Source organism: Brachybacterium sp. AOP25-B2-12 (assembly GCF_052378625.1).
GTDB lineage: Bacteria > Actinomycetota > Actinomycetes > Actinomycetales > Dermabacteraceae > Brachybacterium.
On the sequence record NZ_JBQSXW010000003.1, the window covers coordinates 72,750 to 96,868 of the forward strand.

Sequence of the window (24,119 nt, forward strand, 5' to 3'; positions counted from 1 at the left end):
GACCGGGGACCGTGAGGCCCACGCGTCCCAGGAGGCATCCGGCGACGGCGCACGGGCGCCCGGCCCGCTGCCTCAGCCGCCGGTCCCTGGGCGGGAGAACAGCAGATGGGTCAGGCCCGACCCCGAGGCCACGGACTCCACGGCCAGGCGCTGCTCGAGGCCCTCGAGCCCGTCCCAGAGGCGTTCGCCGCGGCCGAGCACGATCGGGACCACGGCCAGATGCATGCTGTCGACGAGGTCCGCCGCCAGGAACTCCCGGACCGCCTGCACGCCGCCGCCGATCCGGACGTCAAGATCACCGGCAAGCTCACGGGCACGCGCGAGCGCCTCCTCAGGGCTCGCGTCGAGGAACTCGAAGCGCGTCCCACCCTTCATCACGAGCGGCGGACGCGGATGATGGGTCAGGACGATCACCGGGGTGTGGAACGGCGGGTCCTCGCCCCACCAGCCACGCCAGCCGTCATCCGGCCAGGGACCGCGCTGGGGGCCGAACTTGTGGCGACCCATGATCTCGACGCCGATCCCCCGGTCCCAGCGTGACGCGAGCACGTCGTCGATCCCGGTGGTGCCGGGGCCCTGACCCGGCAGGCCCATCTCCCGGAACGTCCGGGTCGGGAACGCCCAGCTCATCAGGCGGTGGCCGGCGTGCCCGAAGGGCTCCTCGAGCGACTGGCCCTCCCCCGTGCCGAAGCCGTCGAGGGAGAGGGAGAGGTTGTGCACCCGCACCTGGGACATGGATCCTCCGGGATTCCGGGACACCGGAGCCGGTGCCGTGTGCCCAGTATGAACCTGCGCCACCGACGGGTGCGTGCACCGGGCGCCCGACCGACGCAGGGGCGCCCGTCCGATCAGTCCTCGTCGAGCTCCTGGGATTCCAGCGGTGCGAGCTGCTCGACGAGCGGGACCACGTCGGCGATCCCGTCACGCACGATGCTGGCGCGATACGGAAAGCGGAAGATGTCCTCGGCCTGGGTCGATCCCGTCAGGACGAGGATCGTCCGCAGCCCGGCCTCGAGCCCCGAGCGGACGTCCGTGTCCATCCGGTCCCCGATCATCACGGTGGTCTCGGAGTGGGCGTCGATCCGATTCAGGGCCGTCCTCATCATGAGAGGGTTCGGCTTGCCGACGTAGTACGGGGAGATCCGGGTGGCGGCCGTGATCATCGCCGCGACAGCTCCCGTGGCCGGCAGCGGGCCCTCCGCGCTGGGACCTGTCACGTCCGGATTGGTGGCGATGAACTTCGCGCCGTTGCCGATCAGGCGCACGGCGCGCGTGACCGCCTCGAAGGAGTAGGTGCGGGTCTCCCCCAGCACCACGAACTCGACGTCCTCGTCGGACAGCACGAAGCCCGCGTCGTGCATGGCGCTCGTCAGGCCCGCCTCCCCGATCACGTAGGCGCTCGACCCGGGAGACTGCTCGGAGAGGAACTTCGCGGTGGCCAGGGCGCTGGTCCAGATGGCGTGCTCGGGCAGGTCGATGCCGGCTCGTGCCAGACGTGCCCGCAGGTCGCGCGGGGTGTAGATGGAGTTGTTGGTGAGCACGAGGTAGCGCCGGCCGCGCCGCTCCAGCTCGGCGATGAACTCGGCGGCGCCCGGCAGCGCGCGCTGCTCGTGGACGAGCACGCCGTCCATGTCGGTGAGCCAGGTGTGGACGGGACGGCCTTCGAACGACGTGGTCATGTCCCCAGTGTGCCGCACCGGTACGACGACGGGGCGCCGTCCTGGGAAGGACGACGCCCCGTCGGGCAGGCACCCGGACGCGCCGGGATGATCCGAGGATCAGTTGCCGGTGAGCTTCTCCCGCAGGGCGGCCAGCGCCTCGTCCGAGGCCAGGGTGCCCTCGTCCGTGGAGCTCGACTGGTACGAGGAGGCGTTGCTCGGCGCCGGCGAGCTGGAGCTCGTCGAGGTCGAGGAGGAGCTGCCGCCCGCGGCGGACTCCTCGTCGGCACGCAGCGCCTCGGCGACCTGCGCCTTGTGCTGGGTCCAGCGCTCGTACGCCTTGGCGTACTCGGCCTCCCACTGCTCACGCTGGGAATCGTAGCCCTCGAGCCACTCGTTGGTCTCCGGGTCGAAGCCCTCGGGGTACTTGTACTCGCCGTTGGCGTCGTACTCCGCGGCCATGCCGTAGAGCGCCGGGTCGAAGGTCGAGTCGTCGCCCTCGGGGTCGACGCCGTCGTTGGCCTGCTTGAGGGACAGCGAGATCCGGCGACGCTCGAGGTCGATGTCGATGACCTTGACGAAGACGTCCTGGTCGACGGTGACGACCTGCTCGGGCAGATCGACGTGACGCTGGGCCAGCTCGGAGATGTGGACCAGGCCCTCGATGCCGTCCTCGACACGCACGAACGCGCCGAAGGGGACCAGCTTGGTGACCTTGCCCGGGACGACCTGACCGATCGCGTGCGTGCGGGCGAACAGCTGCCACGGGTCCTCCTGGGTCGCCTTCAGCGACAGGGAGACGCGCTCGCGGTCCATGTCGACGTCCAGGACCTCGACCTTGACGGGCTGACCGACCTCGACGACCTCGCTCGGGTGGTCGATGTGCTTCCAGGACAGCTCCGAGACGTGGACGAGGCCGTCGACGCCGCCGAGGTCCACGAACGCACCGAAGTTGACGATCGAGGACACGACGCCCTCGCGGACCTGGCCCTTCTGGAGCGTCTGCAGGAAGTCGCTGCGCACGGCCGACTGGGTCTGCTCGAGGTAGGCGCGACGGGAGAGGACCACATTGTTGCGGTTCTTGTCGAGCTCGATGATCTTGGCCTCGATCTCCTGGCCCACGTAGGGCTGGAGGTCGCGGACGCGACGCATCTCGACCAAGGAGGCCGGGAGGAAGCCGCGGAGGCCGATGTCGACGATGAGGCCGCCCTTGACGACCTCGATGACGGTGCCGGTGACGACGCCGTCGTCCTCCTTGATCTGCTCGATCGTGCCCCAGGCGCGCTCGTACTGGGCGCGCTTCTTGGACAGGATCAGACGACCTTCCTTGTCCTCCTTCTGGAGGACGAGGGCCTCGACCTCGTCGCCGACCTCGACGACCTCGCCGGGATCGATGTCGTGCTTGATGGACAGCTCGCGCGAGGGGATGACGCCCTCGGTCTTGTATCCGATGTCGAGCAGCACCTCGTCGCGGTCGACCTTCACGACGGTGCCCTCGACGATGTCGCCATCGTTGAAGTACTTGATCGTCGCGTCAATCGCGGCCATCAGCTCATCGGCGTCGCCGATGTCGTTGATGGCGATCTGGGGTGCGGAAGAGTCGGTCAGGCTGGTCATGTAGTCGGAACTCCGTCGGGACAGGTTTGAGTAGGAACACGTTCGGTCGCACGGGCCGGCGGTGCGGCACGGGCCCTCCGGTCCGGAGGACGCACGTGGCAGAGCGCATGGCGGCGCACAGACGCGCACAAGCATAACAGGCTCGCGTCCCGCGCGCTCGGGGCGACGGCAGGCGCGGAGGCGTCAGGAAGGCAAGCGGGTCCTCAGTGCGCGGCGTCGAGCCAGGTCCGTCCCACGCCGACCCCCACCGACAGGGGCACGGACAGCTCGTACGCCGATCCCATGCCGTCGACGACGACGCGTCGGACCTCGTCGAGCTCACCGGGAGCGACGTCCAGCACGAGCTCGTCGTGGACCTGCAGCAGGATCTGCGAGGAGAGCTCGGCCTGGCGCAGCCCGATCTCCACGCGGAGCATCGCGAGCTTGATGATGTCGGCGGCGCTGCCCTGGATGGGCGAGTTCAGCGCGACCCGCTCAGCGTTCTCCCGACGCTGGCGGTTGTCGCTCGTGAGATCCGGCAGGTAGCGGCGACGCCCCAGGATCGTCTCGGTGTACCCGCTCTCGCGGGCCGCCTCAACGCTGCGCCGGAGGTAGTCGCGCACCCCGCCGAAGCGCTCGAAGTAGCCGTCGCGCAGGGCCGTGGCCTCTGCGTTGGAGATCCGCAGCTGGCGGGAGAGCCCGAAGGCCGACAGCCCGTAGGCCAGGCCGTAGCTGACGGCCTTGGTCTTGGAGCGCATCGCGGGGTCGACGGCGTCGGGAGAGACGTCGAAGACCCGCGAGGCCACGAAGTTGTGGAGGTCCTCCCCCGAGCGGAAGGCCTCGATGAGGCCGGCGTCCTCGGACAGGTGCGCCATGATGCGCATCTCGATCTGGGAGTAGTCCGCGGTCAGCAGGACGTCCGCATCGCGCGAGGCATGGAAGGCCGAGCGGATGCGGCGACCCTCCTCGGTGCGCATGGGGATGTTCTGGAGGTTGGGGTTGTTCGAGGACAGGCGGCCGGTGGCGGCGATGTTCTGGTGGAACGTGGTGTGGATGCGGCCGGTCGGGGAGATCGCCCGTCGCAGCGTGTCGATGATCTGGCGCATCTTGGTCACGTCGCGGTGGGCGAGGAGGTCGGCGAGGAACGGGTGCTGCGTCTGGACGTACAGGTCCTCGAGCGCCTCCGCATTGGTGGTGTAGCCCGTCTTGGTGCGCCGGGTGCGCGGCATCCCGAGACGCTCGAACAGCACCTCCTGGAGCTGCTTGGGCGAGCCCAGGTTGATGCGATCGCCCCCGAGGTGCCCGAACGCGGACTCGGCGACCGCGCTCTGCTGCTGGGCGTGCTGGGCGTCGAGCTCGGCGAGCACGTCGTCCTCGACCGCGATGCCACGGGCCTCCATCTGCTCGAGGACCAGGGCCAGCGGGAGCTCGAGGTCGTCGTGCAGGGAGAGGGCCTCGTGGGCCTCGAGGTCCGCGCGCAGGAGCGGCTCGAGCCGACGGGCGGCGTCGGCGAGCCGGGCCAGGGCCTCGGCGTCGGCGGAGGCGGAGTCCGCGTCGAGGTCCAGCTCCTGCTGGGCTGCGCCCGAGGCCGGGGCGAGATCCTCCTGCAGGTGCCGCAGCGCCAGCCCGGCGAGGTCCGTGGGGCGGGTGTCCGGGCGGCAGAGGAACTCCGCGATCGCGAGGTCGGTGCGCCACCCGGAGACGTGCAGGTCGCGACCGGAGAGGCGGTGCCCGGTGAGCTTGGTGTCGTATGCGGCCTTGGGGATCCCCGGATCCGCGAGCCAGGCCGCGAGGGCACGCTCGGCGACGTCGTCGAGGTCCACGAGATCGAGGACGACGGTGGCGCCGTCGGTCGACAGGGCCAGGAGGTCCGCGTCGCCCTGGCCCATCTCCCAGGTCCCGCGCACCTCGATCGCCGCGCCGGTGGCGAGGGTCTGCTCGAGCTCGGTCGCGATCGCGGCTCCGGTGGGGCGGCGCACGGCGGCGGTGTCGAAGCCGCCGTCTCCCGCGGCCGCGTCCGCGGAGGCATCGCCCCCGCCGCCGGCGTAGAACACCGTCGGGACGTCGCGGCGGATCGTGGGGCCGAAGGCGAGGTCGTCGAAGATGCCCATGAGAGCCACCTGGTCCCCGCGTCCGAGCGTGTACCGCTCCGCGTCCGTGGGCAGGTCGAGGTCGCGGACCGCGGCGTTCATCCGACGGTTGCGCACGACGTCCTCGACGTGATCGCGCAGCGACTGCCCGGCCTTGCCCGTGATCTCCTCCGCGTGGGAGAGCACCCCGTCCAGGCCCCCGAACCGCTCGATCCACTTGGCGGCGGTCTTGGGCCCGACGCCGGGGACGCCGGGGAGGTTGTCGGCGGACTCCCCGACGAGCGCCGCGAGGTCGGGATACCGCTCAGGGGAGACGGCGTACTTCTCCTCGACCGAGGCCGGGGTCATGCGACGCAGCTCCGTGACGCCCTTGACCGGCTGCAGCAGCGTGACCTCGTCGGTCACGAGCTGGATCGCGTCGCGGTCGCTCGAGACGATGAGGACCTCGCCGCCGTCCGCCTCGGTCGTGGTCGCGAGCGTGGCGATGATGTCGTCGGCCTCGAAGTCCTCGACGGTGACCCAGGTGACGCCCATCGCGTCCAGGACCGTCTGGATGAGCCCGATCTGGCCGACGAACTGGGCGGGGGTCTCGTCGCGACCCGCCTTGTACTGGTCGTAGATGCGGTCGCGGAAGGTGCCCCCGGGCAGGTCGAAGGCGACCGCGACGTGCGTGGGCTCCTCGGACTGCACGACGTTGATGAGCATGCGGACGAAGCCGTACACGGCGTTGGTCGACTGGCCGCGGCCGTCGGTGAAGCTGTCCGCGGGCAGGGCGAAGAAGGCCCGGAAGGCCATCGCGTGCCCGTCGATGACGAGGAGTCTCTCGGGGGTCGCGCTCGTCGCGTTCTGGCTCATGACCTCAGTCTCGCACGGAGCTGTGACACTCTGGCCCCATGCCCGAGACCGGCTCCGTGCCCTCCCCCGCCCCGCTCCCCTGGACTCCCGAGGAGGTCGGGTCGATCCTGCGCGGGACCCTCTGCGAACGCCTCGGGATGCAGCTCCTGGCCCTCGATGCCGAGGGCGGGACGATGACGATGCCCGTTCAGGGCAACACCCAGCCCGCCGGGCTGCTCCACGGCGGGGCGACCATCGCGCTCGCGGAATCCGTCGCGTCCTTCGCCGCGATCCTGCTGGCACGCCGCACCCACGGGCCCGAGGCCCAGGCGGTGGGGACGCACGTCACGGCCGTCCACCACCGGTCGGCGCGCACCGGGATCGTCACGGCCACCTGCACCGCCGTGCACACGGGCCGCACCCTGGCGACGTACGCGGTCCAGGTGCGCGACGAGGCGGATCGCCTGCTGTCGACGGTCTCGGTCTCGACGATGCTGCTGGCGCCGCGCTGAGCCTGTCCGGCCGGGGTGCAGGGCCCGGGGATCATCCCCGGAGGTCGACCCCGGAGGACTGCACGTCCTGGACCTGGTTGTTCTCGGCGTAGGTCACCGAGCTCACCTGAGCGGTCACGGGGTCGCCGTCCTGCAGGAGGATCGTGCCGCTGCGTCCGACGTAGTGGATGTCGCCGCCGTCGCGGAGCGCGACCAGCGCGTCCTCGACCGTCGAGGCCTCGTCACCGCCGTCCAGCACCGCCGGGATGAACTGCGCGACCTGGGTGCCCTCGACGGTCGCGGCCGACTGCGCCGAGAGCGCGAGCACGACCAGGGCGTCGTACGCCTCCTCGGAGAAGTCGAAGCCTCCCAGGCCCAGGCTCGTGTCGGCCGCGAGCATCATGTCGACGTGCTCCGCGCTCGGCACGACGCCGGCGCGGGTGCCCGTGACCTGGGCGAGGGCCTCCGGCGGCAGCTGGTCCCCGTAGGCTCCCGAGTTGTAGTAGCCCAGGCGGACGGGGATCCGCAGCACGGGCCTGCCGTCCGGGCCGAGATTGCCGTCGTGGAGCGAGCGCAGGATCGCCACCGATTCCTGGGCCCCGCCGTTGACGACGATCAGGGACGGCTTGGCGGCCAGGAGCGCCGCGGTGTCGAGGGCCGGCGCGTCCGGCGCAAAGAAGAAAGGACCCACGAGCGATCCGTAGTTCGGGGCGACGACGTCACGCAGCTCCTGCTCGAGGCTGCGGCCCTGGGTGGAGTCGCGCGAGACGTAGGCGACGCTGCGGGGCACGAGTCCCTGGTCCCCGGTGGTGGCCAGGGCCTCCTGGCCGAAGGTGCGGGCGAGGCCGCGGTCCGAGACGGTCAGCCGGAACAGCAGGCCCCGGGTCGCCGCGGCGTCGGCACGGATGCCCATCGCGGTCGACGTCACCGAGACGACCGCGATCCCCGCGTCCGCGAAGTGGGGCATCGCCCGGGCCAGGACGTCCTCGTCGCAGCTCACGATCGCCGCGGAGGCCCCCCGGTCGGCGAGCGTGGTGACGTAGCCCGCCAGATCATCAGCGGGATCGGTGACCACATAGCGCTCGACGAGCTCGACGGGCCGGCCGAACACGCCGCCGGCGTTGTCCACGTCGATCCGCGCCTCGGAGATCCCCAGCGCGATCTGCTTCTCGAACTGCGCCTCGAGGCCGTAGCCGCCGCCGACCGTCCCCACCACGAGCGGGACGCCGGGATCCTTGGTCGGGGCGTCGGGCGACGGCGAGGCGCTCTGCTGGCCACGCCCGGTCCGTCTCGTGCACGCCGTGAGCGTGACGCCGACGAACCCGGCCGCGAGCGAGCGCGACACGGCCCGACGCGAGGGCCCGGACCGGACGCTCATCGCTCAGTCTCTGCCCTGGCCGCCGAGCTGGTCGATGACGGCGTCGGCGACCTCGCGCATCGTGAGCCGGCGATCCATCGAGGTCTTCTGGATCCAGCGGAACGCCTCGGGCTCGGACTGGCCCATGTTCGACTGCAGGAGCCCCTTGGCGCGGTCGACCCGCTTGCGGGTCTCGAACCGCTCGCCGAGATCCTGGATCTCGTGCTCGAGCTGCATGATCTGCGCGTGGCGGGACATCGCGATCTCGATCGCGGGCAGCAGGTCCCCGGGGGTGAAGGGCTTGACCACGTAGGCCATGGCCCCCGCGTCACGGGCCCGCTCGACGAGCTCGGCCTGCGAGAAGGCGGTGAGCATGACGACCGGGGCGAGGTTCTCCGCGCCGATCTTCTCGGCGGCCGTCACGCCGTCGGTCTGGGGCATCTTCACGTCGAGGATCACGATGTCCGGGCGCAGCTCGCGGGTCTTCTCGATCGCGCTCTGCCCGTCGCCCACCGCGGCGACGACCTCGAAGCCCGCCTCGGTGAGGGTCTCGACGATGTCCATCCGGATGAGGCTCTCGTCCTCGGCCACGACGGCACGCCGGCGCACGACCCCCTCGGGGGTCTCGTCGGCTGCGATCGGATCGGGCGTCTCGTCGTCGTTCATGTCACCTCGGGGAACGAGCGACGGAGCCCTGGGCTCCGTCGCGATGATGTGCTGTGGGTATCCTAGACCAGCGCTCCGGGCCGGTCCCGGCGAGCCGGGTTGGCGAAATGGCAGACGCGGCGCACTCAAAATGCGCTGTCCTCAGGACGTGCGGGTTCGAGTCCCGCACCCGGTACGACGGGGGCGTGCCCGCGACAGCGGGCACGCCCTCCTCAGATGCTCACTCGGGGATCGGCTGGGCGATCGAGTCCGCCTCGATCCGCGCCGACTCCGTGCCGTCGAGATCGCCGATCCGGTGCACGCGCAGCGTGTTGGTGGAGCCATGGACCCCGGGGGGCGAGCCCGCCGCGACGACCACGAGGTCCCCCGGCTGGAGCCCCTTGTGCTCGCGGAGGAGGTCGTCGACCACGCGCACCATGGTGTCGGTGTCCTGCTGCATGGGCACGTGGTGGGCCTCGATGCCCCAGCTCAGCGCGAGCTGATGGCGGACGTGCTCGTAGGGCGTGAGCGCCAGCAGGGGGATCGTCGGACGCAGGCGGGACAGCCGCCGGGCCGTGTCCCCGGACTCGGTGAAGGTCACGAGGTACTGCGCGGAGAGCTGCTCGCCGATCTCCCAGGCCGCACGGGTGATGGCCCCGCCGCGGGTGTGGGGGATCGTGCCCAGCGGCAGGATGCGGTCCGCGCCGTTCTCCTCGGTGTTGGTGATGATCCGGTCCATCGTGCGGACGCACTCGAAGGGATAGGCCCCGACGCTCGTCTCGCCCGAGAGCATCACGGCGTCGGCCCCGTCGAGGATCGCGTTGGCGCAGTCCGAGGCCTCGGCGCGCGTGGGACGCGGGTTGGTGATCATCGACTCGAGCACCTGGGTGGCGACGATGACCGGCTTGGCGTTGCGGCGCGCGAGCTCGATGGCGCGCTTCTGGACGATCGGCACCTGCTCCAGCGGCAGCTCGACGCCGAGGTCGCCGCGGGCGACCATGATGCCGTCGAAGGCGCCGACGATCTGGCGCAGCGAGCGGACGGCCTGGGGCTTCTCGATCTTGGCGATGACGGGACGGCGGATGCCCTCCTCGCTCATGATCCGCAGGACGTCGTCCATGTCGTGCGCGTCGCGCACGAAGGACAGCGCGATGAGGTCCGCACCCAGGCGCAGGCCCCAGCGGAGGTCGTCGATGTCCTTCTCGCTCATGGCGGGGACGGAGACGGCGACGCCGGGCAGGTTGATGCCCTTGCTGTCCGAGACCGGGCCCGGGACCTCGACGACCGTGGTCACGTCGGTGTCGGTGACCTCGGTGACGCGCACCGAGACCTTGCCGTCGTCGATGAGGAGCAGGTCGCCGGGGCGGCAGTCGCCCGGCAGGCCCTTGAACGTGGTCGAGACCCGCTCCTTGGTGCCCAGGATGTCGTCGGTCGTGATGACGAACGTGTCCCCGACGGCGAGGGCGTGGGGTCCGTCGGAGAACTTGCCCAGACGGATCTTGGGGCCCTGCAGGTCCACGAGCACGGCGACGTTGCGGCCGAGGTCCTCCGCGGCCTGACGGATGTTGGCGTACACCGCCTCGTGATCGTCGTGCGTGCCGTGGCTCAGGTTCATCCGGGCGACATTCATGCCGGCCTCGATGAGAGTGCGGATCTGCTCGTACCCGGCGGTCGCCGGGCCGAGGGTGCAGACGATCTTGGCTTTGCGCATGGTGACCCATCTATCGGTACGTGAGGAACGTCAGAATCCTATCGTGACGGCGGATGTCGCCGCCTCCCCGGAATGCCCCGTCAGAGACCGATGGGGGACATGCCGGGTTCGACCGGGGACGGCAGCGCCGTCGACCCCGTCAGGTACTCGTCGACCGCCGCGGCGGCCGAGCGGCCCTCCGCGATCGCCCAGACGATGAGCGACTGGCCACGGGCGCAGTCGCCCGCGGTGAAGACGCCCGGCACCGAGGTGGACCAGCCGTCGTCGTGGACGATGTTGCCGCGGCCGTCGAGGTCCACGCCGAGCTCGCTCAGCAGACCCTGGTGCGCCGGCCCTGTGAAGCCCATCGCGATGAGCACCAGCTGGGCGGGCAGCACCTTCTCCGTGCCCGGGGTGGGGATGCGGCGGCCGTCGACGACCTGGGTGCGTGCGACCTGGATCCCGGCCACACGGCCGTCCTCGTCGACCTCGAAGCCGGTCGTCGAGGCGAGGAAGGAGCGGTCGCCGCCCTCCTCGTGGGAGCCGGACAGCTCGAACAGCACGGGGTGCGTGGGCCAGGGGTGGCGGTCGTCGCGCTCCTCGGGGGGCTGCACGCCGATCGCGAGCGTGGTCACCGAGCGCGCGCCCTGACGCAGCGCCGTGCCCAGGCAGTCGGCGCCGGTGTCCCCGCCGCCGATGACGATGACGTCGAGCCCCTCGGCCGAGATGTGCTCGGCGGGGTCGATCTCGTCGCCCTCGACGACGCGGTTGGCCTGGGTGAGGTAGGTCATCGCCGGGTGCACGCCCGCGGCCTCGCGGCCGGGGACGGGCAGGTCGCGCGGGATCGAGGCGCCCGTGGTCAGGACGACGGCGTCGACCCGGGAGCGGAGCTCCTCGATCGAGATCGCGTCGGGCCCGTCGCCGCCCACGGTCACGCCGGGGCGGAAGCGCGTGCCCTCGGCCCGCATCTGCTCGAGGCGGCGGTCCACGAAGCGCTTCTCGAGCTTGAACTCGGGGATCCCGTAACGCAGGAGCCCGCCGATCCGATCGTCCTTCTCGAGCACGACGACGGTGTGGCCGGCGCGCGTGAGCTGCTGGGCGGCGGCCAGACCCGCCGGGCCCGAGCCGACCACGGCGACGCTCTTGCCGGTCTGGCGGGACGGGACCTGCGGCTCGACCCAGCCCTCGTCGAAGGCGCGATCGATGATCGACACCTCGACGTTCTTGATCGTGACGGGCGGCTGGTTGATGCCGAGCACGCAGCTGGACTCGCACGGGGCCGGGCAGGCGCGCCCGGTGAACTCGGGGAAGTTGTTCGTGGCGTGCAGGCGCTCGCTGGCGTCGTGCCAGTCGCCGCGATAGACGAGCTCGTTCCACTCCGGGATGAGGTTGCCCAGCGGGCAGCCCTGGTGGCAGAACGGGATGCCGCAGTCCATGCAGCGTCCCGCCTGGCGGGAGACGACGTCCAGCTGGCCCTTCTCGCGCAGCTCGTACACCTCGCGCCAGTCCAGCAGGCGCACGGAGACGGGCCGCCGGGACGGCAGCTCGCGGTCGCGGTACTTCAGGAATCCACGCGGATCAGCCAAGGGAGCCCTCCAGGATCGAGTTCCACACCTCGTGGGAATCGGGGTCGATGCCGCCCTCGAGCGCGTCCTCCCGGATCTGCGTGACCCGGAGGAAGGCCCGCGGGGCGATCTCCGTCAGCCGGGCGACGAGGGCGTCCTCGTCGGCCAGCAGCGCCTCGGCGCTGTCCGAGCCCGTGCGACGGGCGTGCTCCCGCACGGCCTCGAGCACGAACTCGCGATGGTCCTCGCGGACCGCCGAGATCTCGAATGTCGCGGCGTCGGCGGGGTTCAGCCGCTCGCGGTCCAGATCCAGGACGAACAGCGTACCTCCGCTCATGCCGGCCCCGAGGTTGCGCCCGGTCGGGCCCAGCACGAGGATCGCGCCGCCGGTCATGTACTCCGCGCCGTGGTCGCCGATCCCCTCGACGACGAGGGTGGCCCCGGAGTTGCGGACCCCGAAGCGCTCCCCCGCACGGCCGGCGAGGAACAGGCGCCCGCGGGTCGCGCCGTAGGCGCAGGTGTTGCCCGCGACGACCGCGGAGTCGATCGAGGCCGCCGTGCCGCGGCCGTGGCCGATCGCGACGACCCCGCCGGACAGGCCCTTGGCGACGTAGTCGTTGGCGTCCCCGCGCAGCTCCATGGTGATGCCCGCGGGCAGGAAGGCGCCGAAGGACTGCCCGCCGACCCCGTCGAGCTCGAGCCGGATCGTGTCGTCGGGAAGGCCCTCGCCGCGGTAGCGGCGGGTGACCTCGTGGCCCAGCAGGGTGCCCACGGTGCGCTGGACGTTGCGGACGTGGTCGCGGATCACGACCGGCTCGCCCCGTTCGAGGGCGGGCTCGGCGGCGAGGATCCAGGGCTGGTCCGCGGCCTTGTCGAGCGCGTGGTCCTGGCCGCGGCGGCGCTTGGGGTGGTCCCCGTCCATGATCGTCGGTGCGGCGAGGATCGGCCCGAGATCGAGCCCCTCCTGCTTGTAGTGGCGATGCGCCTCGTCGACGTCGAGCAGGTCGACGCGGCCGATCGCCTCGTCGATCGAGCGCAGTCCGAGTGCCGCGAGGTGCTCGCGCACCTGCTCCGCGATGAACTCGAAGAAGGTCACGACGAACTCGGGCGTGCCGGTGTACCGGGCGCGCAGCTCGGGGTTCTGCGTCGCGACGCCCACCGGGCAGGTGTCGAGGTGGCAGACGCGCATCATGATGCAGCCGGAGACGACCAGCGGCGCGGTCGCGAAGCCGAACTCCTCGGCGCCCAGGAGCGCGGCGACGACCACGTCGCGGCCGGTCTTCATCTGCCCGTCGACCTGCACCGTGATGCGATCGCGCAGGCCGTTGAGCAGGAGGGTCTGCTGGGTCTCGGCCAGGCCCAGCTCCCAGGGGATGCCGGCGTGCTTGAGCGAGTTCAGCGGACTCGCGCCGGTGCCGCCGTCGTGCCCGGAGATGAGCACGACGTCGGCGTGGGCCTTGGAGACGCCGGTCGCGACGGTGCCCACACCGAAGCGCGACACGAGCTTGACGTGGACGCGCGCCGAGGGGTTGGCGGACTTCGCGTCGTGGATCAGCTGGGCGAGATCCTCGATCGAGTAGATGTCGTGGTGCGGGGGCGGCGAGATGAGGCCGATCCCGGGCGTCGAGTGCCGGGTCCGGGCGATCCAGGGGTAGACCTTCTCGGGCGGCAGCTGACCGCCCTCGCCGGGCTTGGCGCCCTGGGCGATCTTGATCTGGATGTCCCGGGCGAAGGTGAGGTACTCCGAGGTCACGCCGAAGCGACCCGAGGCGATCTGCTTGATGGCGCTGTTGCGCTCGGGGTCGTGGAGCCGTTCGGGATCCTCGCCCCCCTCGCCGGAGTTGGACATGCCGCCCAGGCGGTTCATGGCGATCGCGAGCGTCTCGTGGGCCTCACGGGAGATCGAGCCGTAGCTCATCGCCCCGGTCATGAAGCGCGTGACGATCGCCGAGACCGGCTCGACCTCCTCGATCGGGATCGCCGGCAGGGACCCGGTGCGCAGCCCCATGAGCCCGCGCACCGTGAACAGCCGCTGGGACTGGTCGTCGACCATGTCGGTGTAGCGGCGGAACTCGTCGTACTGGCGCGAGCGCGTGGAGTGCTGGAGCCGGAAGACCGTCTCGGGGTTGAACAGGTGGGGCGGCCCCTCGCGGCGCCACTGGTACTCCCCGCCCACCTCGAGGCGGCGGTGCGCATTGGCGTAGCCCTGCGGGGGGTAGGCCACGGCGTGACGGGCCGCGACCTCGGCGGCGATCGACTCGAGGCCGATCCCCTCGATCTGGCTCGTGACGCTCGGGAAGAACTCCTCGACGAGCTCGCTGGAGAGCCCCACGGCCTCGAACAGCTGCGCGCCGCGATAGGAGGCGACCGTCGAGACGCCCATCTTGGACATGATCTTCAGGACGCCCTTGCCGAGCCCCACCAGGAGGTTGCGCACGGCGGTGGGGCCGTCGATGTCGCCGACGATCCCGCGCTCGACGAGGTCCTCGGCGGACTCCATCGCGAGGTAGGGGTTGACGGCGCTGGCACCGAAGCCGATGAGCAGCGCCATGTGGTGGACCTCGCGCACGTCGCCGGCCTCGACCACGAGCGCGGCGCGGGTCCGGCGGCCCTCGCGGATCAGGTGGTGCTGGACGGCGCTCGTGAGCAGCAACGAGGGAATCGGGGCGAGCACGGGGTTGGAGTCGCGGTCCGAGAGCACGAGGAAGGTCGCGCCGTCGTCGATCGCCGCGACCGCCTCGTCGCAGATCTCCCGGAGGCGACGACGCAGCGCGTCCTCTCCCCCGCCGACCTCGTACAGCCCGCGCAGGCGGACGGTGTGGAAGTCCGCGGTCCGGGGGGTGGAGTCCACGGCGCTGATCTTGGCGAGCTGGTCGTTGTCGATCACGGGGAACTCGATGCGCAGCTGGCGCGCGTGGGCCGGGGTCGCGTCCAGCAGGTTGCGGGCCTCGCCGATGCTCAGGCCCAGGCTCGTGACCATGGCCTCGCGGATCGAGTCCAACGGGGGGTTGGTGACCTGCGCGAACATCTGCGTGAAGTAGTCGAAGAGCAGCCGTGGGCGGTCCGAGAGGACGGCGATGGGCGTGTCGGTGCCCATCGCACCGAGCGGCTCTGCGCCCTTGGCGGCGATGGGGCCGATGAGGATCCGCAGCTCCTCCTCGGTGTACCCGAAGGTCTGCTGACGACGGACCACCGAGGCCCGGGAGTGCGAGATGTGCTCGCGGTCGGGGAGGTCGGAGAGGGAGACCGTCTGGTCGGCGATCCACCGGGCGTACGGGTGGTGCTCGACGAGCTCGGCCTTCAGCTCGGCGTCGCCGATGATCCGGCGGGCCTCGGTGTCGACGCAGAAGACCTCGCCGGGGGCGACCCGGCCCTTCATCGCGACGTGCTCCGGCGGGATCGGCAGCAGCCCGGACTCGGAGCCGAGCACGACGAGGCCGTCGTCGGAGACCCAGTACCGCAACGGTCGCAGGCCGTTGCGGTCGAGCTTGGCGGCGACCTGGGTGCCGTCGGAGAAGACGAGGGCGGCGGGGCCGTCCCACGGCTCCTGCATCATCGAGTGGTACTCGTAGAAGGCCCGCAGCGCGGGGTCCATCCCGGGGTCGTTCTCCCACGGAGCCGGCACCATCATCATGATCGCGTGCGGCAGGGAGCGGCCCGAGAGGTGCAGCAGCTCGAGCACCTCGTCGAAGCTCGCGGAGTCCGAGGCGCCCGGGGTGTTGACGGGCAGCAGGCGCGAGAAGTCCTCGCCGAACGCGTCGGTCGCCAGGCTCGCCTCCGCCGCGCGCATGCGGTTGACGTTGCCGATCACGGTGTTGATCTCGCCGTTGTGGGCGAGCGTCCGGAACGGGTGGGCCAGCGGCCAGGCCGGGAAGGTGTTCGTCGAGAAGCGCGAGTGGACGATCGCGAGCTTGGTCTCGTAGCGCTCGTCGCGCAGGTCGGGGAAGAACTCGGCGAGCTGCGTCGTGGTGAGCATTCCCTTGTAGATGAGCGTGCGGGTCGACAGCGACGGGAAGTAAGCCACGGTGTCGTGCTCGCTGCGTCGGCGCACGGCGAAGACGGCGCGCTCGAGGGCCAGGCCCGTGCGCTCGGCCGCCGCGTCCGCCAGGAACAGCTGCGAGAAGACGGGCTGGGTCGAGCGCGCCGAGGGGCCGACGAGACCGTCGACCACGGGGACCTCGCGCCAGCCGAGCACCGTGAGGCCCTCGGAGACCGCGATCTCCTCGATCACGCGGACGGTCTCGGCCCGCTCGTCGTCGTCCTGGGGCAGGAAGGCGATGCCCGCGGCGTAGGCGCCGTAGGCGGGCAGCTCCACCGGGGCGACGGCGCGCAGGAACCGGTCCGGGAGCTGGGTCAGGATGCCGGCGCCGTCACCGGTGTTCTCCTCGGCACCCACGGCGCCGCGGTGGTCGAGGTTCTCGAGAGCCAGCAGCGCGTTCTCGACGATGTCGTGACCTGCGTGGCCGCGCAGCGTCGCGATCATGGCGACGCCGCAGGCGTCCTTCTCCTGCTCGGGGCGGTAGAGCCCCGTGGCCGCGGGAATCGCGGAGAATCGGGAGGACAGCGGGATCATGAGACACCCCTTCCGGTGACCGGGACTTTTCGACAGAGCTCACGCCAGGGGCCTCCACGGGCCGCCATGGCTGGGCGTGGTCGCGGTGCGGGGCGTGTGCACCGGTGTCGATATTACTCGCGGTGTCCGGACTCCGAGCGCGGACCATCCGAGATTCGAGACACATCGTCTCCCGGATCCTGGCCGTGACCAGGGATCCCGGGCTCCGATGCACCCTCGGTGACCGGCGCGGCAGAGCCCTCCGTGACCGACCCGGAGGCGTCGGCCGAGGCGGTCGCCGAGGCACCGACCGAGGCGTCCGCGGTCCGGTCGCCTCCGTCCGCGCGATGCGCCTCGAAGCCCCGTGCGGCACGGCGGCGGGAGAGCAGGACGAGCATCACGGCCGCCAGCAGCATCGTGATCATCGAGACCCAGACGTTGATCCGCAGGCCCAGCACGATCTCGGCCTCGTCGGTGCGCATGAGCTCGATCCAGAGACGGCCGGTCGTGTAGATGAGCACGTAGCCCCAGAACACGCGGCCCCCGCCCAGGCGGAACCGGCGCTCGAGCGCGAGGAGCAGGGCGCAGCCCGCGAGGTTCCACAGCAGCTCGTACAGGAAGGTCGGGTGGTAGGTGCCCGGGACGCAGCCGCCGATCGGGTCGCCGTTGGTGACGCAGGTGATGTCCAGAGCCCAGGGCAGGGTCGTCGGCCCCCCGTAGAGCTCCTGGTTGAACCAGTTGCCGAGCCGGCCGATGGCCTGGGCGACCATGAGGGTGGGGGCGATCGTGTCGGCGAGCACCGCGAAGGGCAGCTTCTTGCGCCGGGCCATGAACCAGGCGCCGAGGGCCCCGCCGAGGACGGCGCCCCAGATCCCAAGGCCCCCGTTCCAGATGTAGAGCGCCGCGACCGGGTTGCCCCCGGGCCCGAAGTACGCATCCGGGGAGGAGACGACGTGGTAGATCCGTGCCCCGATGATGCCGGCGACCACGGCGACGAAGACGACGTCGAAGAGCTGGTCGCCGTTGCCGCCACGCGCGACCCAGCGACGGGTGGACCACCACAGGGCCACGCCGATCCCGGTGAGGATGCACAGCGCGTAGAAGTGGACGGTGAGCGGTCCCAGGGAGATCGAGGAGACCGGGGGGCTGGGGATCTCGGCGCGGATCATGCCGTGGCCTCCGTGGTGCTCGTGTCCTCCGTGGCGTCGCGGACGGGGTTCTCGACGCCGGTGCGCAGCTCCCGGGCCGTGGCCGCGAGGGCGGTGCGGGCAGCGGCGGCGTCGGGGGCGTCGGCCAGCGCGCGCACGAAGGCTGAGCCGACAATGACGCCGTCGGCGTATCCGGCGACCTCCGCCGCCTGCGCGCCGGTGGAGACGCCGAGGCCCACGCACACGTTCTGCGCGCCTGCGGAGCGGGTGCGCTCGACGAGGCCGCGCGCGGCCCCGCTCACGGAGGTGCGGGCGCCGGTGACGCCCATGGTGCTCGCGGCATAGACGAAGCCGCGGGTCCGGGAGACGACGTACTCGAGGCGTTCGCGCGGGGAGCTCGGGGCCACGAGGAACACCCGATCGACCGCGTGCTCGTCGGAGGCGGCGATCCACTCCCCCGCCTCGTCCGGGATGAGATCGGGCGTGATGAGTCCGGCGCCGCCGGCGGCCGCGAGGTCGCGGGCGAGGGCATCGGGCCCGTACCGCAGGACCGGGTTCCAGTAGGACATCACGAGGATCGCGGCGCCGTGGCCCGACAGCGCCTCGACGGCGGTGAGGACGTCGCGGGTGCGGGTGCCGGCGGCGAGCGAGGCCGTCGCGGCCTGCTGGATCACGGGCCCGTCCATGACGGGATCGGAGTAGGGAAGACCCAGCTCGATCATGTCGGCGCCCTCGTCGATGAGCACGCGGGCGGCGTCGATCGAGGTCTGCAGGTCCGGGAACCCCACGGGGAGGTAGGCGACGAGCGCGGCGCGGTGCTCGGACCGTGCGCGGTCCAGGGCGTCCTGCGCCCTCAGGCGGGTGCTCATGCGGTGGGTCCCTCCGTGCTGTCCCCGGCCGGGGCGGCGGCGCCGTCCGGCAGGGTCGTGCGGGCGAGGTCCCTGAGGCGGGACAGGTCGTGGACGGCGTCCGGGTGCTCGGCGTCGCCCGCCGTGCCGTCGGTGTCCGCCGTGGTCGCTGCGGTCTCGTCGTCCTCGAGCAGGCCGAACCACCGGGAGGCGGTGTGGACGTCCTTGTCGCCGCGCCCCGAGAGGCTCACGAGGATCACGGCGTCCGGGCCCAGCTCACGACCCAGCTCGAGAGCCCCGGCGAGGGCGTGCGCGGACTCGATGGCGGGCATGATGCCCTCGGTCATCGACAGCAGGGCGAAGGCGTCCATCGCGGCGGTGTCGGTGATGCCGCGGTACTCGGCACGGCCGATGCTCGCGAGCCAGGAGTGCTCGGGGCCGACGCCCGGGTAGTCCAGGCCCGCCGAGATCGAGTGGGACTCGATGGTCTGCCCGTCCTCGTCCTGGAGCATGTAGCTGCGCGCCCCGTGGAGCACGCCCGGGGTCCCGCGCGAGATGGTCGCGGCGTGGCGGGGCGTGTCGACCCCGTCGCCGGCGGCCTCGCACCCGAGGATCCGCACGTCGGGATCGTCGAGGAAGGCGTGGAAGATGCCCATCGCGTTGGAGCCGCCGCCGACGCAGGCGACGACCGCGTCCGGGAGGCGTCCGATCCGCTCGAGCGTCTGCTCGCGCGCCTCCTCACCGATGATGCGCTGGAAGTCCCGCACGAGCGTGGGGAACGGGTGGGGGCCCGCGACGGTGCCGAAGATGTAGGTGGTGGTCTCCACGTTGGTGACCCAGTCGCGGAACGCCTCGTTGATGGCGTCCTTGAGGGTGCGCGAGCCGTGGGTGACGGGGACGACCTCCGCGCCGAGCAGCCGCATGCGTGCGACGTTGAGCGCCTGGCGGCGGGTGTCCTCCTCCCCCATGTAGATGGTGCAGTCCAGGCCGAACAGCGCCGCGGCCGTGGCCGTCGCGACGCCGTGCTGCCCCGCGCCCGTCTCGGCGATGACGCGCTTCTTGCCCATCCGCACGGTCAGCAGCGCCTGGCCGAGGACGTTGTTGATCTTGTGGCTGCCGGTGTGGTTGAGGTCCTCCCGCTTGAGCAGGATGCGGGCGCCCCCGGCGAGCCGCGAGAACCGCGGGACGTCGCTGAGCAGCGAGGGACGGCCGGTGTACTCCCGGGCCAGCCGGGCGAGCTCCTCGGTGAACTCGGGATCCACGAGCGCCTTCTCGTACGCCTCGGTGAGCTCGTCGAGGGCCGGGACGAGGGCCTCGGGCAGGAATCTGCCGCCGAAGTCCCCGAAATAGGGTCCGTGGTGCTCGCGCAGGGCGAGGCCGGGGGTGGGCTCGGCGGCCGTCATCGGCGCTCTCCGTCCGTCGGAAGGGTGGGGGTGGTCGGAGCGGGGCGGCCCGTGCGGGGCACGGACGCGAAGGCGCGGGCGGTCGCGGCGGGGTCGCCGGAGGTCACGAGCGCCTCCCCGACCAGGACCCCGTCGGCCCCGGCGGCGGCGTAGGCACGGACGTCCTCGACGCCGGCGACGGCGGACTCCGCGACCGCGAAGCGGTCCGCCGGGATGCTCGCCAGGAGTCCCGCGGCACGGTCGAGATCCACGTCCAGCGTGCGCAGGTCACGGGCGTTGACGCCGATGAGCCGGGCGGGCAGCCGGAGGGCGCGCTCGATCTCCTCGGCGGTGTGCGCCTCGACGAGGGCCTGCATGCCCAGGGCGGAGACGAGGGCGTGCAGGTCCGCGAGCTCGGCATCGGTCAGCGCCGCGACGATGAGCAGCACCAGGTCCGCGCCGTGCGCCCGGGCCTCGAGCACCTGGTACGGGTCCACCACGAAGTCCTTGCGCAGCACCGGGGTGTCGATGCGGGCGCGCACCGCGTCGAGATCGGCGAGGCTGCCGTGGAAGCGGCGCTGCTCGGTGAGGACGCTCACGGCACCGGCGCCGGCGCCGGCGTAGATCTCGGCGAGGGCGGCGGGGTCCTCGATGGCGCCCAGGTGCCCCTTGGAGGGGCTGGCCCGCTTCACCTCGGCGATCAGGCCCAGGGTGGTGCCGTCGCCGACGAGCGCGGCGTGGGCGTCGCGTGCGGGGGACGCGGCGGCGGCGAGCTCGCGGATCCGGGCGTCGTCGACGACGGCGCGACGGAGGGCGAGGTCCTCCCGGACCCCGGCGATGATGTCGTCGAGCACGGTCCCTGTCGTGATCACGGGGCGGATCCTTCCGGAGGCTGGAGGGCGAGGTGTCGGTGTCAGGCGCCGACGGAGGTCACGGGGGCCAGGACGGCCAGGGCCGGGAGGTTGCGGGCCACGGCGTAGGCCACGACGAGAACGGCGAGCACGACCAGGCCCGCGCGACCGCGGGTCCCGGGTCTCCATGGCGCGGCGGGCACCCCCCGGAGCCTGGCCCGGAACCATCGGGCCCAGCCCAGGACCGCGGCGGGCACCAGGAGCAGCACGAGGGCGTTCGAGCGCACGGCCAGCACCGGGTCACCGGCGGTGAGGGCGTGCACCGCACGGGTCATCCCGCAGCCGGGGCACAGCAGGCCCGTCATCGCGTGCACCGGGCACAGCGGCACGTCGCGGGTGAAGGGGTCGAAGAGGAGCTGCGTCGTCCCGAGCACCGCGAGTCCACCCGCGGCGACCGCGACGGGGACGAGCACCCGGCGCATCGCCGAGGCGTCACGGGGGCGGCGCGCCGGTGCGGGATCGAGCGCGAGCTCCGGGATCACCGCGAGGCGGCCTGCGCGCGGCGCGACCTCTGGCCGAACCCCGAGAGCCGGAGCACGAGGCTGACGACGAGGAGGACGACAGCGACCGCGAGCCCGATCGGGATCAGGACCGGCTGGCCGATGACCATGGCCAGCGCCACGATCGTCGCACCGATGACGACGCCCAGGAACATGACCCAGGCGGCGACGGTCTTGCCGTGGTTCTGGGGCGGTGCGGGCGGGACGCTGTAGGTCTTGGACATCGGTGAAGTCTCCACTCGGTCGTGCGGCGGTCGATCCGGCGCCCATTGTGCCACGCGAGGAGGTCCATCCCGGAGCCCGACGGGCCCCGCGGACGGCGGCGGCACCGGCGACGCGGCCGGTCAGGGGGTCCGGGCCTCGGGGTGCTGCGCCGGGGACGCGGGGGTGTCCACGTCCTCGTCGAGCTGTTCCTGGTCCGCCCATGTCGGGTCCTCGCCCCGGGACAGGGCGTCCCAGGCGGCCGAGGGATCGTCGAAGGGATGCTCCGGGGTGTCCGCCGGAGCGCCCACGGCGGCCGACGGGGCGCTGCCGTGCGGGCCGGCGTCACGGTCGTAGCGTCGGGAGCGTCGCCATCCGCGTCCCCGCCACAGCACGAGCACCCCGAGCGCCACGAGGAGCACCGACGGCACCAGGGCCACGAGGGACCAGGGCGTCACGGTCACCTCCGCCCCGGAGCCGAGCAGTCCGGTGGAGGCGACGACCGCGCTCGTGGCGTGGCCCTCGGGGTCCGCGCGCACGAGCAGCGCCGAGGCCGCGGCGCCAAGCCCGCACACGACCAGGACGGGTCCCGTCACGAAGCGCACCACCGAGGAGGAGATCGCCATGGCCAGGGAGGTCGCGAGCGCCACCACCGCGAGGGCGACGACCGCCGGGGCGGCCTGGTCGCCGCCGACGGCGACCGCGGTGCTGCCGCCCGCGAGGTCCGGGACCGAGGCGTGCAGCCAGGCCGCACGCGTGATCCCGAACAGGGCGCCGGCCACGATCAGGCCCGCGAGGACGGCGTCGCGTCGGCGCAGCCGCCCGCGAGAGGGCGACGTCGCGCCGGCGGACGTGGCGTCGATGTCGACCGTGGCGTCGGTGACTGCTGTGCCGGACGTGCCGTCGGTGCCTGTTGCCGCGTCGGTGCCGGTTGAGGCGCCGGTTGAGGCGCCGGCGTCGGCGTCGGTGACGCCGTCGGTGCCCGGGGCGGTCGGGTCGTCGTCGCTCATGCGTCCCGGAGGGTCGCGGCGGAGGCGACGGCGCGCAGGGCGGCGGCGGCCTTGGACTGGGACTCGCGGTACTCCATGCGCGGGCTGGAGTCGGCGACGACGCCACCTCCGGCCTGGACGTGCGCGCTGCCGTCCTTGATGACGGCGGTGCGGATCGCGATCGCCATGTCCATGTCTCCCGCCATGTCGAAGTACCCCACGGTGCCGCCGTACACACCCCGGCGCACGGGCTCGAGGCCGTCGATGATGCGCATGGCGCTCGGCTTCGGGGCTCCCGAGAGGGTCCCCGCCGGGAACGTCGCGCGCAGCGCGTCGTAGGCGGTCGCGTCCTCGTCCAGGACGCCGGTGACGGTCGTGACGATGTGCTGGACGTGGGAGTACCGCTCGACGTGCATGAGGTCGCGCACCACCACGGTGCCCGGGGCGCAGAAGCGCTGCAGGTCGTTGCGGGCGAGGTCGACGAGCATGAGGTGCTCGGCCCGCTCCTTGGGATCGGCCAGCAGCTCCTCGGAGAGCCGCTGGTCCTCCTCGGGTGTCGCGCCCCGTGGCCGGGTCCCGGCGATCGGGTGCGTGGTGGCCGTGCGTCCCCGCACCGTGACGAGGGACTCGGGGCTGGCGCCGACGACGTCGAGCGGCTCGCCGTCGCCGTCGACCGTGCGCACGAGGTACATGTACGGGCTCGGGTTCATGCGACGGAGCACCCGGTAGACGTCGAGGGGGTCCTCCGCCGTGGGCAGCGAGAAGCGCTGGGACGGGACCACCTGGAAGGCCTCGCCGTCGATGATGTCCTGCACCGCCGAGCGCACGGCCTCCTCGTACTCGAGCTGCGCCGTGCGGGCCTTGGGGTCGAGGTCGCGGACGGTCTCGTAGATCGTCGGCCGTCCCGGCAGGGGCGCCCGCAGGCGCCGCGCCATGGCATCGAGGCGGGCGCGCGCCTGGTCGTGCGCGGTGTCGACCCCCTCGTCGGTGGCGTTGAGGTTCAGGGCGTTGGCCACGAGGGTCACGGTGCCGTCGTGGGCGTCGTGCACGGCGACGTCCTGGGCCAGCATCATCGAGAGATCGGGGATGCCGACCTCGTCGGGCGGCGAGGGGTCGAGCTTCTCCCAGTGCCGCACGGCGTCGTAGGCGATGAATCCGACCAGGCCGCCGGTGAACGGGGGCAGGTCCTGCTGACGGCGCGCGCGGAAGGCGGAGGTGACCTCGGCGAGGGCCCGCAGGGGGTCCTCGGTCTCGGTGAGGCCGGCCGGGGCGTCGCCGAACCAGCGGGGGGCGCCGTCCTTCTCGGTGAGCACGGCCCGTGCACGGGTGCCGATGATCGACCAGCGGGAGTCCTCGCCCTCCCCCGCGGACTCCAGCAGGAAGGTGCCGCGCGGGTCCTCGGCGTCCACGAGCCGGCGGTAGAGGCTGATGGGCGTGTCCTCGTCGACGAGCAGACGCACCGACAGCGGCACGATCCGCTGGGTCGCGGCGAGGGTGCGGAAGGTCTCGCGGTCCGGGGTGACGACGCCCAGCGGAGCGGCCTCGATCCCACCGACCTGCTCGGGATAGGCGTCCTGGGAGCGCTCCGTCATGCGCGCACCGTCCCCACCTGGGCGGCATCGCTCCCGGAGGGCTGCCCGGCGGGAGCTTCGACCGCCGACC

At 72.1% G+C, this 24,119-nt stretch carries 18 protein-coding genes and 1 tRNA gene; 2 read left to right on the forward strand and 17 right to left on the reverse strand.

Features of this window, described 5'->3' with window-relative positions; genetic code table 11:
- Positions 1-72: 72 nt before the first annotated feature.
- The 4 genes from ACT3TZ_RS03180 to polA all read right to left on the reverse strand — a co-directional run bounded on the left by ACT3TZ_RS03180 (position 73) and on the right by polA (position 6,199).
- Positions 73-735, reverse strand: coding sequence for a dihydrofolate reductase family protein (locus ACT3TZ_RS03180; RefSeq protein WP_444581945.1), 663 nt, complete (start codon positions 733-735; stop codon positions 73-75).
- A gap of 113 nt (positions 736-848) precedes the next feature.
- Complete coding sequence (locus ACT3TZ_RS03185) at positions 849-1,679, reverse strand: HAD-IIA family hydrolase (RefSeq protein WP_444581946.1); 831 nt, start codon at positions 1,677-1,679, stop codon at positions 849-851.
- 99 nt (positions 1,680-1,778) lie between these two features.
- The gene (gene rpsA, locus ACT3TZ_RS03190) at positions 1,779-3,275 is read right to left on the reverse strand and encodes a 30S ribosomal protein S1 (RefSeq protein ID WP_444581947.1); all 1,497 of its coding nucleotides are present in this window, start codon (positions 3,273-3,275) and stop codon (positions 1,779-1,781) included.
- 203 nt (positions 3,276-3,478) lie between these two features.
- Positions 3,479-6,199, reverse strand: a complete 2,721-nt coding sequence (polA, locus tag ACT3TZ_RS03195; RefSeq protein ID WP_444581948.1) for a DNA polymerase I — start codon at positions 6,197-6,199, stop codon at positions 3,479-3,481.
- Positions 6,200-6,237: 38 nt separating this feature from the next.
- On the opposite strand from polA, the gene ACT3TZ_RS03200 reads away from it, so the two are divergent.
- Positions 6,238-6,690, forward strand: a complete 453-nt coding sequence (locus tag ACT3TZ_RS03200; protein ID WP_444581949.1) for a PaaI family thioesterase — start codon at positions 6,238-6,240, stop codon at positions 6,688-6,690.
- A 31-nt stretch (positions 6,691-6,721) separates the two neighbouring features.
- On the opposite strand, the gene ACT3TZ_RS03205 is transcribed toward ACT3TZ_RS03200, so the two are convergent.
- Together ACT3TZ_RS03205 and ACT3TZ_RS03210 are read right to left on the reverse strand one after the other, a co-directional pair.
- A complete protein-coding gene (locus ACT3TZ_RS03205) occupies positions 6,722-8,014 on the reverse strand; it encodes an ABC transporter substrate-binding protein (RefSeq protein ID WP_444581950.1) in 1,293 nt (430 codons plus the stop codon).
- Positions 8,015-8,050: 36 nt separating this feature from the next.
- Complete coding sequence (locus ACT3TZ_RS03210; protein WP_444581951.1) at positions 8,051-8,692, reverse strand: ANTAR domain-containing response regulator; 642 nt, start codon at positions 8,690-8,692, stop codon at positions 8,051-8,053.
- Positions 8,693-8,785: 93 nt separating this feature from the next.
- Between ACT3TZ_RS03210 and ACT3TZ_RS03215 the strand changes: the two genes are divergently transcribed.
- A tRNA-Leu gene (locus ACT3TZ_RS03215) sits at positions 8,786-8,867 on the forward strand.
- Between the two features lie 45 nt (positions 8,868-8,912).
- Here the strand turns inward: ACT3TZ_RS03215 and pyk are convergent.
- From pyk to ACT3TZ_RS03270, 11 genes are all read right to left on the reverse strand, one after another.
- The gene (pyk, locus tag ACT3TZ_RS03220) at positions 8,913-10,382 is read right to left on the reverse strand and encodes a pyruvate kinase (protein ID WP_444581952.1); all 1,470 of its coding nucleotides are present in this window, start codon (positions 10,380-10,382) and stop codon (positions 8,913-8,915) included.
- Positions 10,383-10,462: 80 nt separating this feature from the next.
- On the reverse strand, positions 10,463-11,947 hold the full coding sequence (locus ACT3TZ_RS03225) for a glutamate synthase subunit beta (protein ID WP_444581953.1): 1,485 nt from the start codon (positions 11,945-11,947) through the stop codon (positions 10,463-10,465).
- Entirely contained in the window at positions 11,940-16,499 is a 4,560-nt protein-coding gene (gltB, locus tag ACT3TZ_RS03230; protein ID WP_444581954.1) for a glutamate synthase large subunit, read from the reverse strand. Before gltB ends, ACT3TZ_RS03225 begins: the two co-directional genes overlap by 8 nt.
- A 113-nt stretch (positions 16,500-16,612) precedes the next feature.
- Entirely contained in the window at positions 16,613-17,647 is a 1,035-nt protein-coding gene (gene lgt / locus ACT3TZ_RS03235) for a prolipoprotein diacylglyceryl transferase (protein WP_444581955.1), read from the reverse strand.
- Positions 17,644-18,495 carry a tryptophan synthase subunit alpha gene (gene trpA / locus ACT3TZ_RS03240; protein ID WP_444581956.1) on the reverse strand — a complete coding sequence of 284 codons (852 nt, stop codon included), beginning with the start codon at positions 18,493-18,495 and terminating at the stop codon, positions 17,644-17,646. The genes lgt and trpA overlap by 4 nt, the downstream gene beginning before the upstream one ends.
- A complete protein-coding gene (trpB, locus tag ACT3TZ_RS03245) occupies positions 18,492-19,877 on the reverse strand; it encodes a tryptophan synthase subunit beta (RefSeq protein WP_444581957.1) in 1,386 nt (461 codons plus the stop codon). The genes trpA and trpB overlap by 4 nt, the downstream gene beginning before the upstream one ends.
- Positions 19,874-20,728 (reverse strand): indole-3-glycerol phosphate synthase TrpC, encoded by an 855-nt coding sequence (gene trpC, locus ACT3TZ_RS03250; RefSeq protein ID WP_444581958.1) that lies wholly within the window; start codon positions 20,726-20,728, stop codon positions 19,874-19,876. The genes trpB and trpC overlap by 4 nt, the downstream gene beginning before the upstream one ends.
- 41 nt (positions 20,729-20,769) lie before the next feature.
- On the reverse strand, positions 20,770-21,249 hold the full coding sequence (locus ACT3TZ_RS03255; RefSeq protein WP_444581959.1) for a DUF2752 domain-containing protein: 480 nt from the start codon (positions 21,247-21,249) through the stop codon (positions 20,770-20,772).
- Positions 21,246-21,491: an HGxxPAAW family protein gene (locus tag ACT3TZ_RS03260; RefSeq protein WP_444581960.1), complete on the reverse strand. Its 246-nt coding sequence runs from the start codon at positions 21,489-21,491 to the stop codon at positions 21,246-21,248. The genes ACT3TZ_RS03255 and ACT3TZ_RS03260 overlap by 4 nt, the downstream gene beginning before the upstream one ends.
- A 120-nt stretch (positions 21,492-21,611) precedes the next feature.
- Positions 21,612-22,478, reverse strand: a complete 867-nt coding sequence (locus tag ACT3TZ_RS03265) for a Trp biosynthesis-associated membrane protein (RefSeq protein ID WP_444581961.1) — start codon at positions 22,476-22,478, stop codon at positions 21,612-21,614.
- Positions 22,475-24,049, reverse strand: coding sequence for an anthranilate synthase component I (locus ACT3TZ_RS03270; RefSeq protein ID WP_444581962.1), 1,575 nt, complete (start codon positions 24,047-24,049; stop codon positions 22,475-22,477). Before ACT3TZ_RS03270 ends, ACT3TZ_RS03265 begins: the two co-directional genes overlap by 4 nt.
- Positions 24,050-24,119 lie beyond the last annotated feature (70 nt).